Annotated in this window: 3 protein-coding genes; 1 reads left to right on the forward strand and 2 read right to left on the reverse strand. The window is 50.7% G+C overall.

Annotated features, from left to right (window positions below; all coding sequences use genetic code 11):
- Window positions 1-8: 8 nt before the first annotated feature.
- Entirely contained in the window at window positions 9-3,995 is a 3,987-nt protein-coding gene (locus BLQ88_RS09170; RefSeq protein ID WP_090148623.1) for a hybrid sensor histidine kinase/response regulator transcription factor, read from the reverse strand.
- Between the two features lie 245 nt (window positions 3,996-4,240).
- On the opposite strand from BLQ88_RS09170, the gene BLQ88_RS09175 reads away from it, so the two are divergent.
- The gene (locus BLQ88_RS09175) at window positions 4,241-4,597 is read left to right on the forward strand and encodes an SDR family oxidoreductase (RefSeq protein WP_229212636.1); all 357 of its coding nucleotides are present in this window, start codon (window positions 4,241-4,243) and stop codon (window positions 4,595-4,597) included.
- 101 nt (window positions 4,598-4,698) lie between these two features.
- On the opposite strand, the gene BLQ88_RS09180 is transcribed toward BLQ88_RS09175, so the two are convergent.
- A complete protein-coding gene (locus BLQ88_RS09180; RefSeq protein ID WP_090148624.1) occupies window positions 4,699-15,438 on the reverse strand; it encodes a GEVED domain-containing protein in 10,740 nt (3,579 codons plus the stop codon).
- Window positions 15,439-16,269 lie beyond the last annotated feature (831 nt).

A 16,269-nucleotide genomic window follows, 5' to 3' on the forward strand; every position in this document is an offset into this window, starting at 1 on the left:
GCCAAAGATTAGTTAATCATCTTCCCTTTGACCTCGTTAGGTGTTTTACCAAACACTTTTTTAAACTCTTTACTGAAATATTTGCTGTCGTCGAAACCAATAATCGAAGCTACTTCGCCAACATTATAATCCCCTGACTCAAGAAGTCTTTTGGCCTCATTTAAACGGAGGGTTTTGACAAACTCATTGATTGTCATGCCTGTAAGTGACCGTAACTTTCGGTAGAGTACGGACACACTCATCCCAGCCTCAAAAGCAAGTTCATTAACACCGAAATTAACATCGGAAATATGATCGATAACCAGATTTTTCAGGTTGGTGATGAAAACCTCATTCTTATCCCGGGCAACAGTTCGTTGAGCTTCCGTTCCCTCCACCACCGACTGCCGGTAGTGCAGCTTCATCTCATCCCGCAAACGGAGGAGATTACTGATCTTCAATGTGATAATTCTTGGGTCGAATGGTTTCACTAAATAATCGTCTGCTCCAACCTCAAGCCCTTCGATTATCTGTTCCCTCTGTGTTCTGGCAGTCAGCAAGACAACCGGAATATGGGCAGTAAGGGCCTCGTTCTTAATTCGGCGACATACCTGCACTCCGTTCATTTTCGGCATCATCACGTCGGTCAGAATAATGTCGGGGATGTGTTCATTGGCCAATTCAATGCCGCGAAGCCCGTTTTCTGCTTCAAGTATGTTGTAGTCTCCCTCGAAAAGCTCGCAGATAAACCCCCGGAGTTCGTCGTTGTCCTCAATGATCAGAATGGTATTGCGTTGTTTATCTGCGATTTCCTTATCGCTCGATGCGGCTGCTTTGGTGAATATGCCGGTGAGGTTATCGTTGCTTCTTAGTGCAATCTCCTGGTCGGAGTAATGCCTGTCGGCACGCAACAAACGGATGATCATTGCTGTTTCACCTGGTTCGGTTTCGGTTGCAGGGCGGCTTTCGGCGGTCAGATGACCGTGGTGCCGCTCGATAATGCTTTTCGAAAGGGCCAATCCGATGCCGTAGCCCGGCTTTCCCGAGTCGGCCTGATAATAGTAGGTAAATAGCTTTTTAAGATGATCGGGCGAGATTCCCTTGCCGTTGTCTTTCACAATGATTTTGACTTCATTGGAAGTCTCGATGATGTGAACGGACACTTTACCGCCGTTGGGCGTGAATTTGTAAGCGTTGCTTAACAGGTTGTAAAACACCTTTTGCATTTGGCCGATATCAAACCATAGCAGCACAGGTGTATCGGGGCAGACGAGCGTTGTTTCAATTTCCGTCTCCTCCGAATTGTGTTCAAAGGCAGGCAGGATGCTCTTCATGATTTTCACCACATCATGTTCACGCACCTGCAACTGCACACTGCCGCTCTGTATTTTGCGGAAGTCGAGCAGTTCGTTGACCAGCAACATGAGCCTGTCACTACTATTTCTGGCATAATTCAGATGGTGCTCAACGCGCAGGGGATCTTGCAGTTGCTGATACGCTTTTTCCAAAGGCGCGCTGATCAGTGAAAGATGTGTTCTGATTTCATGCGACACATTCGTGAAAAAATCCAGCTTAGCCTGATTCAACAAATTTTCTTTCCGGAACGACGAGCGGAGCCAGAAGAACCTGTTGATCGCGTAAATCGCCCCAGCTACGGCAAGGAAGTAGAACAGATACGCATACCAGGTTTTCCACCAGGGCGGGAGAATGGTAATTTGGACTTTCAAAGGCTCTTTCATCCAGAAACCATCGCCATTAGCAGCTTTGACCATGAAAGTGTAAGAGCCTGACGGCAAGTTGGTGTAGGTGGCAGATGGGTTTTCTACATGGTTCCAATCGCGGTCTATCCCATCGATTTTGTATGCATATTTATTCTGACCAGAGCGTACATAATCCAGTAGTGCAAAGTCCAGTGTGAAAATGTTCTGGTCGTGTCGAAAGGCGATTTCTTGTGTTTTCCACAGAGGCTGTGCCAGGAGCCCTGTACTATCGCCGGTAGCAACTTCCTTGTTGTACAGTTTCAGAGCAGTGAGCACAAGAGGAGGGGTATTTTTATTCACGGCAATGGCCGACGGCTCAAACGAAAACATTCCCTGATTGGTGAGAAAGTAGAGGTTCCCGTTGGCATCTTTCGTTCCAAAACCCTGAATTAACTGACCATTTTGTGGCAAGCCATCCTCATCGTTATAGGATTGAAGCGTCCTGCTCTGGGGATGGTATCTGTAAAGTATATGCGCAGCACTGAGCCATAAGTAACCGAGCTCGTCCGGCACAACATCTTTGATATAGCCGCCAGGGACATCTGTATTAGGTTCAAACCGGTTATTCTTCGGGTTGTAGCGGAAAAGCGAGGTGGTGCCGGCGGCCCAGATATTCCCGGACGGGTCTTCGGCTATTCGCCAGAAATAATTGGCCATAGCGGGACCAACGGGAATTTTTTCCAATGCCGGCGCCAGCGGTATGCTATTCTTGGAGTTGACGCGATAGACTTCATTGGTACTGCCTACCCAGATGTTACGGCGGGAATCCTCGAAAATGCTTCGGACGCTGATGTTTGGGGCATTTTGCATTTGAAATATGCCCTGTTTTTGATCGAAGAGAAGTAGACCATAATAACCACCAATCCAAAATCGATTGTAGCTGTCTTTCAGGATGGCAAAAGTCCTGGCGTTAACCGTTACGGATTGCCCTTGTATGATAAGTGGGTAATGACGATAATTTCGGGTTTGGAGATTAAAACTGGTCAATACTGCATTGCCTGCCGCCCAGAGTACATCGTTATCGTCCAAAAAGAAGCAATAGTAATCAGCCTCTTTCGAAAGTTCTAGCCGGACAGTCAAGGGAGGTTCGCCCACGGAGTTAAACACAAGAAGTTTGTCCTGATTATTCGAAATAGACCAGATTCGCTTTGTTTTACCCTTGCCCAACCACGCATTTGAGAACGACTGGCTCTGTGGATCACTGGGAATAAATGGCCAGGGCCTGAACCGGGGAGAGTCATAGTGGAGGTAACTAATGCCGACGTAAAAAGAGCCGCACCAGAGCCCGCCTTGTCGATCCAGGTACAACGAGTAAAGCGCAGTGCTGCCCAGGCTGTTGGGGTCACCGGGATGATTTACATACCATTCTACTTTCGAAGTAAGCGGATCGAAATGAACAAGGCCCAGAGAGGTTGACATCCAATATCTTCCCTTGTTATCCGGCACAAGCTTGGAAACGCGGGGAAGTTCGCCATTTGGCGTTCTAAGCGTTTCGATTAATTTGAAGCTCTCCGTAAAAGGATTGAATTGATACAATCCGGTACCGTTACTACCCAGCCATATAATACCGCTGCTGTCTGCATAAACGAAAATGAGGTCGCTCAGGTGGATCTGCTTTTTGGGGGATGGAATTCGGTACAATCTGGGTTTGCTGCCATCATTTTGCATTTTAACTAACCCGTCGCCGGTTGCCATCCAGATGTTGCCGGCTTTGTCCTCGGTAAGTGACCGTATCTGCAGGGTCTGCTCGGAGAATTCAGTTTGCAGATGGCGCGTTATCCTGATTTTTCCGCGATCTTTTACAATTCGTGACAGCCCATGTTGGGTTCCGGCCCAAACCTGGTTGTTCCGATCCACCATTACACAGTTGACGGAATTGTGAGAAAGCGAATTGACGTTGGCTGAATCAGGTTCGAAGTTTGTAAAAGTTTCGGTGTCGGGTTCAAAGAGGTATAAACCGGACCTTAACGAAGCAACCCATATATTTCCATGCGGGTCGGTAACCAGATCCCGGATAAACTTGGGGTTATTCTGTTTGCCATTATGGTATTGATCGAATGTTTTACTGTTGTATCTATACAGCCCGGCCTCAGTACCAAACCACATGAAGCCTTGCTTGTCCTGGGTAATTCCCAGTGTGGCCGACAACGGAACTCCATTGACCTCCTTGAAATTTTTGAAAACCTGGCCATAGGAGTTGGTAAAAAAAAGTAAGACGCAGAACGCTATGGTCGGAAGGCGTTTGCTGTTTTTCATGTTCGGGCAAACTTGATACGGTGCGCGATAAAGTGTACTAAATATATGTCACTGCGCTATGTATGGGCAATAGGTGTAGTAGGTGTTCGCAACAAAAGACAAGATGATCTGCTACTATGGCAAGATAACCTCCCGTTTGCGTGTAATAGACTTCAAATCATCTCCGGATTGGTCTGGTCTGAACAACGGTATTTGGGCTTAAAAGCTGTCCGTCTCACAGATTTTCCCCGCAGATTGATAAGATAATGACCCATTCGATTGGGGTAAGTTCTTCACCTTTGCAGGGCAGCAATGCGTACACCGGCCTGTATTCCACTTACGAAGGGATGAAAGCGCCCGTGGAGCACTTCACCCGGGCAGCGTCCAAGGAATTCGGAAGCCGTGGAATCTCCGTTACCGCGGTAGCACCAGGACCAATGGACACGCCGTTCTTTTATGAGCAGGAAAGCCCCGACGCCGTCACATATCACAAGTCGGCCGCAGCATTAGGCGGGCTCACCGATATCAAGGACATCGCTCCATTAATCGAGTTTTTGGTGACCGACGGCTGGTGGATCACCGGGCAAACGATTTTTGCTAACGGGGGATACACAACCAGGTAATCATACACGAATTGATTCGCTTCATCAACAAACCATATTAAAAAGAAGAGGGTGCCTTAAAAAAGCACCCTCTTTGCTGTTTTAGAAACTTTGTACGCTCGTTAGTCAATCACAAACGTAGTCGTCTGTATGTCCCCGCTTACCGATTTGACACGCAGTACATAGACGCCCGCAGCAAGGTTGCTTACATTTAATTGGCGACCTGTACCGAGGTTCTGGCGATAAACCCGAATACCGCTCAGATTCAATATTTCAGCATCGTAGGAATCCTTCCCAGCGACGTCGATCATCAATTTGCCGTTGCTAACCGGGTTAGGGTAGGCGACAAGGTGTCCTGATTTGTCGATCCAAACTGATTTGATCTGGCTGTAACCGAATTTCCCATCAAGATCTATCATTTTCAACCGATAGTAATTCACCCCCTTATTCGGCGATACATCGTTGAAGTCATAGTCTAGTCGGTTTACACTGCTGCCATCTTGCGACTGCGAATTGACGGATCCAATTACAGTCCAATGTGTAGCGTTGGTGCTGCGCTGGATCTCGAACGCTTTACTATTAACCTCGCTGGTTGTAACCCATTTCAGTTTGACGGCTTCTTCTTCCTGGGAAGCATTGAAAGCAATCAAAGTCACTGGAAGCGGACCTGACGTGCTGATGGAATACGGCACGGAAGTACTTGTTGCCCCGGCTTGATCTGTTATTGAATAAGTGAAGCCAAATGAGGAGCCTGCCACGCCGCTTCCGTTTTGGCCATAGATGACCAGCTTGGTAATGTCGAAATTCGGTATCGTTACAACACCACTGGTTGAGTCTATCCTGACTATCCCCGTAGCACCACCAAAGTCGTAGTACAATATGGTATTAGGGTTGACCGAATCAATGTTGAAGGTCGTTCCCGTACCCGTATTACAAGTGCCGGCGTTGATACAATCTTCCGGATCCGAACCGGAAAGTGAACCATTGGTTGGATAGCCGGTCAGGCTCGAAGACGACGCCGGAATAGTCTGATAGCCGGTTTCGGAAGGAAATCCTGCCGGGGGCGTTTGACTGAATGCGGCGTTGCCAACCGTAAACTCCTTCGGATCCGCAGTCGGTTCCTGCTGGATACCCAAGTTTGCATTTGGCACGCTCGTGGTTCCGACAGTCACCGGAAGAATACCATTTGGTGTTCCATCGCTTCCAGCCCCTGAACCAACATTTTCGCCTGTGTTCAGCCACCCGGAAGGCAAAGCAGTTGCGGTTGACGGCGTACTGCTGCTATCGGCTGGTGTTGAACTCACCGTGACGAGATAGTCGGTGCCAGCGGTCACTACGAAGCTGTAATTACCGGATGCATCTACTGGTACAGTTGCTACAAAGACGCCGGTAGCGGTAAACAGATTCGCGTGAAGCGGCTGATTCGAAGCAGATTCGATCGGAGTACCGTCGACTGTGTTGGCAGGGGTGCCGGCTATTCCGCTTGCATCGTTAAAAATTGTACCACTAATCGTAAGTGCTTCTGCGAAAGGCACATTCAATGTAGTTGGTGTGCTAACGAGCCCGGCATTGTCGGTGACCGTAAACGGAATGTGAACCGAGGTAACACCAGATGCGGCCGGATCGACTCCGATTGTCTGGGTTGGCACGCCCGTAGCGCTTGTCGTTACCGTCACGCCCGCAGGAGGGAACACTGCGCAGTTGGCGCAACCGCCCGGGATATCGCCCGCAGTAGGGTAGTAAGTTGTTGAATCTACGGAGATGCTTGTTGCACCGGTCGGGAACTCCGTGATGGTCATACTTACGATGGTACCGCTGTTCGGATCGGTTCCGCTAAAACCGTCGGTTACGTCGACACTTGTGGTGCCACCCGGGTTTGCCTGGGTAGCGGGATCGCTGGCCACGGCTGTCGGTGCCTCATTGATCCCGAAATCGAGTCCGGTGACATTCGCGTCCGCTACATCGAAGGTAATGAGTCCGTCGGTATGGTTTCCTGTTTCTCCGTTGGAGCTTACGTTCTCAAACGCCCCCGGCAGCGTCGCGCCTGTTGGAATAGTCGAACCGGTTGTATCGGCGGAAGCGCTGATCTGCACCTGGTATCCTGTTCCGGCCGGGACATCTGTGAAAGTGTATACCCCGCTGGCATTCACCGGAGCGCTTGCCACGAAATTGCCGGCCTGGTCATAGAGATTTGCGAAGACCGGAGTTGCCGTACCGTTGAAGACCGTACCGTTAGCTCCACCCGTTTGCCCGTTATTGTCATTGAAGACCGTTCCGCTGACCGTTTGGGCCGCATTGTAGACCACATAATAATCTTCTACTTCACCGTTTTGTACTGCTACCGTTCCGTTTTGTCCTTTGCTGAACGATGTATTGGTAGCCGTGGCCACAATCCGGATAGCCCCGTTTGTCGCACCTGCATTGCTTCCACCCGGATTAAAGGTAAATAGCTCTGATACCGTTACCGGGCTTCCATGATTCGTTACGCCTGAATTGAACAGATCGTCGGCGTCTGTGAAGTTACCATTGCCATTTGCGTCATACCAGATAGCCCAGTACACGGGAGTGGAAGTTGAAGTGTTGCCATTGACGGTAACCGAGTAGGCCAGCGGCACAGGTGAACCCGATGATTTGATTACAAATGGGTTCTCCACTGTTCCGTCGCCCGTTACCGGCGTACCTGACGCTGTGATACCCAGCCCTCCGTTGCGATCGATGTTCGAAACGCAAGCCTTATCGGGATAGCTGGTATCGTTGCCAAGCCAAACGCGTGTTGTGTTGCTGAGATCCAGCGACAACAAGGAAGCGGAAGCCTGAGGCCAGATGACCGGCGCGGCACTGGTGGGGAGGTTGCCGTAGTCGAAGTTTTCTGCCGGTGGCTGCCAGTCGAGGTAGTAATCTTCAACTTCACCATCGGTGGCCGTAGCGTAGCTGCGTTCGTCTACGGGTGTTCCGGTATTGTCCGTAAGTGCCGAAGTGGTGAGTCTGAGTCTGACGAAGCTTCTGCGGAACGCGGCATCGCCGGAGCAAGACGCTACTTCAAAACCAGGATCAGGCCAGGTCATCGTTACATTTTGAGCGGTAGAAGACGGAGCAACGGCTACCACAACGGTTTCGGATGCAGAGAAAACGCCATCCGCATTCCAGTCGATAAAGCCGTAAAGATTGGCCGTAGTACCTGTATTATTGGTTAGCGGGACTTGTACCGAATACGGCTGTCCGGCAGTTTTGGCTGGCAGAGCGGCTGTAAATGCATCCTCATCATCACCCTTTGAATCCACGTCGTCGCCGTTCGCTTCGTTTTCGTTTCCGGCAGACGTTACCTGCGGCTCGTCTTCACTATCAGGGGCCGTTACACCTAGTCGCAAAGGATTGGCAACCTGTGCATATTTAATCTGGTGTCTCGCTTTATCACCAGCGTTGTATCTGTTATCCAAATCACCATAGTCATAAGCTTCAATTCCACAGAGCGGCCCGGTTGACGTTGTTTTGTCAAAGTTATATTCCGCAGGGCTTGCCGTACATCCGTTGCAGCCATCGGAGCCGCTTACCGTGTGCCCGACATAGCCATATCGGTCACTTCCTTCTTTTGCAAGTACGCCAATGTGCCCGCCTGCCTCTCCGTAAACTATCTTGCCCGGCAGCATCTGCGCACCGCTGGCGGTGGTCATTGCGGTAGGCGTAGACCAGCTTGTAGGCGAAACAGTACCTGACATTCCCCCTCCGGTTGACCCGCCTGCGTTACTGCCCGCGTGGTAAGCGCGTTTATCCTGCGTGATCAGGATAAGGTGTCCCCACGACGAATCGTGGTTGTTCGCCGATATACCGGTAACTACACCTATTGGGCTGCTTGCATCCGCCTGATTACCTGCTTCATCAGGTTCCTGGTTCTTCGTCGTGATTTTGGTCCAGGTAGTTTGTTCCACAAGGCTTCCAACGCCCAGCTGTCCCAAACCGTTGTTGCCTAGTACATGAACCACCCCAGTGTTGTCGAGGATGTAGTAAGAAGCCGAAACATTACGACCATATCCCAGGTCCACTTTTTTGGCAGGTCCGCTAAACCCTGATGGTGTAGCCATTTGGATAGCGTAATGTTGGGTAATTGTAGCGGAGCCGTCGCCCGAATATACATTACGTCCCCAGGTGTAGAAGGCCGTGCCATTAGTTGCGATCGCAACCGCACCCGTAGTACGCACATCGATCATGCCCGTGAGGGGAACGCCTTCCGCAGTTTGTACCTGGTGCCAGTCCGTACTGCTGTTATTGGTAAGCAAATTGCCATCACCCTGTACGGCGTTGAAGTCATTGGTGGTGCTGGCCGCGTTGACCGAACTTCTTACCCAGACTTCGCCATTGGTTGTCAATAGCACCAGTGATCCGTTCATATTCGTCTGGTCGCCGACGAAGTTTTCCGTCATATACGAAGTCCCGGCGTCGATCATCCTGACTCTGGCCGGCGTTACGCCCGGCGGAAGACTGATCGGCTGCATGGCAGTACTTGTCGTTACCGCAGTAGGAACTACGATACCCCGGGCACCCCAGGCATACAGTCCTGCAGTGGTTAATGCAAAGTACTGGGTATAGGTAAATGCACTGGAAGATCCGAGGGTGGCCATGAGCAAATCTCCCGAAAAGTTGAATCCGTTGCTTCCGGATAGTAAAGGCACGGGCGTCACGATGTTGGTTGTTCCATTTCCATTGGCGATTTCTCCGAAAATCAGATAACCGCCGCTGGCAGGTCGCACCATAGTAGCATGGAAGCCGGCCTGGATAGGGTCAATAGAACCTAATCCTTCGCAGACTGGGATCGACGGTGTGCCCGTGTTGTCCACGGTGATTTGGTAATCTTCAACTTCGCCATTGACGGGTGCTGTTCCGTAAATGCCCGAAGATAAACCATCCCCAATACTGCGTTCATCTACTAATGTTGTTGCGGCGTTATCGGAAAGGGCACCTGTCGTGAACCGGAGGCGAAGGTAGGTATGGCTACCTGATCCCGTATAAATAGCGGCTGGCCACAGGAGAGAGGTACTTTGTGCGCCGGTCGCTGCGGACACGGTAGCAGAAGTATACTCGTTCACAGAAAAACGCCCGTCACCGTTCAGATCAAGCCATCCGTGGATGGTTCCCGTTCCAGAAATGCTTTTGAATAAACTTACAGGGACATTGTAAGAACCGCCGGGGTAGAGCGTTGGGATTGATGTTATCCCGTCTTCATCGGCACCATCGCCGTTCGCATTGTTGTTGTCGTTTCCTGCTGCAACATTGGCTGGGCTAGTCTCCAATCCGCTGGTGCTGCCTAAATACATAGTGGCCAGAGTTTTGTGGCGGGCGGGAACGGATGCAGGAACGCTGTTTTGTTCGAAGCTTACCGGTGCGTCACCATAATCAAATACCGGAATGACGGCCAATTGATAGTCTTCAATCTCACCGCGGGCTGCTGCTGCCGCATAATCGCCTGTTGTCAAGCCATCCGCAAATGCCCGTTCATCATAAGTTGTGGCGGTATTATTGGTTAGGGCCAGATCGGCGAGCCGCAGACGCAGGTATACTTTGTCGGATTGAATGTTGAGCGTAGAAGCAGCAGTCCAAACTAAATTGACCAGCCCGTTATTGGTGCCATTTGCGACGGAGGGGGTAGTTCCTGCAACCTCGCCATCGTCAAAAACTCCGTTTCCGTTCATGTCAAGCCAGCCATACAGTGTGCGTGCAGTTCCGGAGGTATTGGTTACTCTTACCGATAAGGTAAATGCCGTACCCACGGTTACAGGGTTTGCGCCCGGTACAATACCGTCCTCATCCGCGCCATCACCATTGGTTCCGTTATTGTCTGCCCCTGATGCCACGCTTTGCGCAGTAGGTTCCACGTCAGCCAGTCCTCCGATCTGCAAAGCTGAGCTGGATATCTGGCGTGCAGGTCTTGTACTACCGCCTGGTTGTTCGTAGCTGGCCGGCACGTCACCATAATCAAGGTCTGTGGTGACTGTTATGGTATAATCTTCTATTTCACCGTTGGCAATGACGGGAGTGGCCTGATATTCCCCGCTGTTATGTCCATCCGCCAATGCTCTTTCATCTACCAGTCCTCCGGGAACTCCGGTTGTGAAATCAGTAAGCGTAGCCTCGGATGTACGCAAACGCATGTACAACAGGCTAACTCCCGCCGGGATTGTGTTACTCTGCGCGGGGGTCCAGGTTAATGTTGCGATGCCATTATTGGAATCATCCGTCAGGCTTACCGAAGCCATTTCACCGGCTTCAAACCTTTCATTATTATTAAAATCAACCCAGCCGTACAGTGTCCTGGCCGCGCCGGAATTATTCGTATACCTGACATTCAGAGTGTATCCACCACCATCGGTAACAGGTCCGGGTGTTGCACCATCTTCATCGTTCTTTCCAAGAAGATTATCTCCGCTGGCCGTGCTGACAGTACTTTGCTTGGATGGTTCTGCGTCAGGATAAAGCTCGCCAAGGAACAAACCCTGGCTGACAGCCTGCCGTGCAGGTGAAAAAACGTTGCTTCGACTGTTGTCATAAGTTGCCGCAGCAGCATCACCGTAGTCGTATTCAGCAATAACGGTCAGCTGGTAATCCTCAATTTCTCCCGGCAACAGCGTGGTGTAGAGTCCGGTACTAGCCCCATCTCCAATAGAGCGCTCATCAACCAAAGCGCCGGCACCGTCTGTCACCGTGCCTTCAGTGATGCGCAAACGCATGTAGACTTTCGCTGCCGATATTGCGGTAGCAGGCCAGCTCAGGGTCGTTGTTTGTTGGTTTAAGGAAGCAGGGATAGCCACAGAAGCATATTCAGTTGGGCCAAATCTTCCGTCGCCGTTAAAATCAATCCACCCATGCAGCGTGCGGCTACTTCCGGTATTGTTTAAAACACTTACCTGGGTACGATACGCGACACCACTATAAATAGGAGCGAGGTTTGTAATACCATCTTCGTCCGCACCATCGCCATTGGCCTCATTATTGTCGTTTGGCGAACTTACCGAAGCTGCGGAGCTCTCGTTGTCGACAGTAAGGCCGAGTCTGAGCGTGTTGGAAGCGGCCTGTCGGGCTGGTAACTGCGCATTTGTGGCGTTTGCTTCAAATGAAATGGGTGCGTCACCGTAGTCGCTCAGGTTACTTACCAGGAATTGATAGTCTTCCACCTCGCCTGAAAAGTTACCCGGACCAAAGCTGCGGGTATCGATTGACGTCAGCGTACCACTGTTGGTATTTGTCAAAGCGGAGGCGGACAATCTTATGCGAACATAGGTTTTGCCATTGGAAACAACCGTTGGGGATATCGAGTTTGTCTGGATAGATGTCCAGGTCAACGTGACATTCGTAACGCCTGCCACCGCACTCAAAGTAATCGGAGTGGCTACCTCATTGCCGTTAAATATGCCGTCGCCGTTGAAGTCAATCCACGCATAGATGGATTTTGTACCTGCGCTGGTACTGGTAACAGGTACTGTCAATGTAAATGGTGCACCGACGGTGATGGTCTGCTGTTGGGCCACAGCATCCTCGTCCGCACCATCCCCATTGGTACCGTTGTTGTCGTTTGGAGCCGTTATAGCCTGGGAAGCCATCTCATAGTCGACGGCGGCGCCTAAATGTAGTTCAGACGCGACTGAGTTTGACTGAAATGCCGGATTGCTGTTTTCATAAGAAACCGGTACGTCGCCGTAGTCCTTGATGATGGTGAGCTGATAGTCCTCCACTTCGCCGGCGGCTACGGAAGTATATTCACCCGTGGCCAACCCATCCGCAATGGACCGTTCATCCAGCGTAGCATTGGCTGCGTCGCCAAGCGCGGCCTCTACGTTGGCCTGGGCCAGCCTTAGTCTCATGTACAGTTTGGTTGCTGATGCCGGAATGTTGGTCGCCTGTGTCGCTGTAAAAGGAAGTGACACCGGACCTGTTGTGCCGGTACTGACACCTATGGATGCGTATTCAGCAAGTTCGAAGCGGCCGTTATTATTGAAATCAATCCAGCCATGTAATGTGGCGGCAGCACCAGTTGTGTTGTTTACCTCAACCGAATATACGTTGGTATTACCCGCTCCACCAAGGCGAACGAAAAGCTGGTTATTGCTGATTCCGTCCTCCTCGTCACCGTCGCCGTTCGGGGCGTTGTTGCCAGCCCCCAATGTCACAGAAGCCGGGCCGCTTTCCAATACGAAGGCCTGTCCGATAAACAGGTCGTCGGTAGGGTGGTTGCGGGCCGGGCGGGAAGCATCAGCTTGATTGCGCTCATATTCCAATGGCGCGTCGCCATAGTCGAGATCTGTGATGACGGCAAATCGGTAATCTTCGACCTCACCCACCGATGGCGTGCCGTAACTGCCATTGCTTGCGCCATCTCCGATGCTTCGTTCATCGATCGCCGTCGTACCTGCGTCGTCGGCCCCGGCAGTTTGCGTGAGCCTTATTCTGACATAAACATTGGATGTGCCCGCAGGTATTCGGTTTGTCTGTGTGCCTCTGAACCAGAAGGTTTTTGTACTTGTGCCTATCGCTTGACTTTGATAGCCGATTGTGGCGCCGGTCGCTGCATTATACGCGGCTTCATCCAGTTGAAACTTGCCATCGTTATTGAAATCGATCCAGGCAATAACGTTGGAAGCGACGGTTACCGTCACCGGTACCGAAAAACTGAAAGGTGCGCCCTTGGTAATGACGGGCGAGCTCCCGCTAAGCCCGTCTTCTTCATCGCCGTCGCCATTCGCTCCGTTATTATCTGTGCCGGATGCCACACTATTGGCGGCGCTTTCATATTGCACGATGGCACCGATGTGCCTCGTTGGTAAGGCTATTTGCCTTGCAGGTACCCCATTTTCATAGGCCGCTGGTGCATCTCCGAAATCGTAATCATCCAGCCTAAGCAGATAATCTTCGACCTCCCCAAGGGCCACTGTCGTCAGCAGGGTTGCATTGGTTGCAGAAGTAGCACCGTTTCCAATGCTGCGTTCATCTATTAAAGCCCCTAAGGCCCCGCTGGTTGCTGTCGTATAATCGTTCAGGGCCGTGTTGGAAAGCCTCAATCTCAGGTAAATGCTCTTGGTGCCTGCGGCGATTGAATTTGTTAACGAAGCCGACCAGTTCAAAGTGAGCGTGGTTGCTCCGGCGGTAGCTGTGCTGGTGCTCACAAATTCACCGGACTGGAATCTCCCGTCGCCATTCAAATCCAGCCATCCGTAAAGATATTTAGTTCCTGACGAGGGAGGCGAATTTACTGGTACATCGATCGAGTAAATTACATTACGGCTAACGCTGGGAAACTCTGTGATTCCATCTTCGTCTGCCTGATCAAAATCATTATCGCCGGATTCGTTGTTGTTCTCGCCTGCGCCTACGGAATAAGGTGCAGCCTCTGTGTCCACAATAGATCCGATAGACAGTCCTGCCAACTGTCCGTGCTGTGCGGGTACGAGATTATTATCCTTATCGCGCTCAAAACTCACGGGCAAATCACCAAAATCATAGAGGCGCGCCACGGTTACCTGGTAATCTTCGATCTCACCGGTGGGAGTCGTACCGGCGTCATTAACGACCGCGGCGCTCATGGCGCCGTTTCCAATGCTCCGTTCGTCTAGCGTCGCTCCGCCGCTTGCTGCGGTAGTAAAGTCATAAAGAACCTGACCAGACAAGCGAAGGCGCATGTACAGTTTTTCTGTGCCTGCCGGAATTGCGCCTGTTTGTGCGGCCGTCCAGGTAAGCGTGCGTGTAGTGGCACCAGTTGCGGTAAAGTTCAGTGTTGCCGTAGTTAATTCTCCAAGTTCGAATTTCCCGTTGTTGTTGAAATCAATCCATGCATACAGGTATTTGGTAGCCGTGCTTGGGCTGGTGACCGGCACTGTGATGGAATAAGCCAGGCCTTGCTTCACCGATTCAATCGGAACCGCGAGGCCGTCTTCTTCGGCTCCATCGCCATTTGGTGTATTATTGTCGGCACCGGCCGATACCGATTGCGGTGCAAGGCTGGCTGACGGCGCAAGTACGCCAAGCCGAAAACCGGCAAGGGGAATGTGTACGCCCGGCATGTAAATCCCGTCTTTGGATTGGTCGTAAACTGTGGGCGCATCGCCATAATCGTATTGTGCTGAGGATACACTCGCCCAGGTTGTGCCCACATTGATGCCGTCAATCTGCAAAGAAGGAGCGTTAGCAGCGGTGCCCTGGTAAAGGTTAACCGAGGATAACGGCACAGAAGCGGTAATATCCTCTCCGGTCGAAGCGCCGTATTCGATGCTGGCTGTCGCAGGTTCCGAGGCGAGAGCCGCCGAACTTACAAACAGCTTTGCCAGGTCATTGGTCGTGCCGGTAACAACTTCGTATTTGAGGACGATGAAGTAATTTGTATTAAAGTTTCGCACCGTTGTTTCGTATACGGGAGCCGTGGCTGCGCCTCTCGAAATACCGAAGCTAAATCCCGCTCCGTTGGAACGAATATATACCCTGGCACCATATACGAGCGGCGACGTGCTATTTCCCAGGATATAAAAATAATCCCCGGTTGCCTGGGCTGCCGATACGTTTACCACCATTGAGTTGTAGGTTGTGGCGTTAGCGGCTGTAAAATTCCGGTATACGTCTTGCCCGCTGCTTGCCAGGCTCGCTTTGTTACCAAAATCATTGCCGATAGTGGAAGCGACGGCCAGGTTGCCGGCGGTGACGGATATCGCCGGTGTTCCACTTGCTCTCACGGCCCAGTTAGCTGCGCTGAGCAAAGTACCGCCGGTATGGTTAAAACTTTCATTGAGTAACGGCTGTGCTTGAACTGCTACGGCAGCAAACAACATGAACAGCAGCCACCGCGCAAACCGCCCGAAGGACGGCTTCGGAAGTAGAAGATTTTCCATTTGAAATTGAATAAAGTTGTACTTTGATTCTTGAAAATCAGGGACAATATGCCCCCGGGGAAGCTGGATCGAGCGCAGCATCCCTTGGTGTTTCCGGAAGCAAAATCCGGACGTCGGCAGGCTTGTTTAAGTGTAAGTTATTTTTTTGCTAAGGAACACCTTGCCCGAAGCTTTTGACCAAATGCGTATTGATGCAGGCTACGTTTTTGAACGATGATGAAATGTTGCGGGTACCCTGCAAAAAGCTGAGGATTTCAACCCCACCTAAGACATAGTATGCTGCCGGGCGAGCAGGTCCCCGACTTGCGTAGCGTTGCTGCTGAACTGGGAAGGTTTTGAAAAAAAGGATGTTACCCGGGGGATTTGTAGTGCGCACGTCGTGATGGTGTGTTGAGTGTGAAAGAATTCTGCGTGTGGGTCTTTTTCAGGATAGAATTAGTGTGGGATGCTGATATTTGACGATGGCTGACATTTGCGTAAATATTACACTTTGTATAGATATAGATGGGGTGTAATTTTGTCGATTTAGTTTGACTGTTTTGTCATTATCAACAAAGCGCGCTGGAGGTGCCGAAATGCTTATGGAATTGTAGCGGGCATCGGACGATTAATTTGAAGGAATGACAGCAGCCTCTGAATGCGTACAAATATTTTTTAAACACTCATCAAGTTGATAATTGATGTAGCTAGCAAGCTGATAGTCAGTAAGCTCGGCAATATTTCGTCGATAGTCGTGCGACGATTTCAGTATCGTTTTATATCTATCGAACAATTTCTACATAAATTTCTTTTGAATAGATATGTATATAGATATATACTTGCGAAGCATTT

Origin of the sequence: Dyadobacter soli, assembly GCF_900101885.1 — a bacterium.
GTDB lineage: Bacteria > Bacteroidota > Bacteroidia > Cytophagales > Spirosomataceae > Dyadobacter > Dyadobacter soli.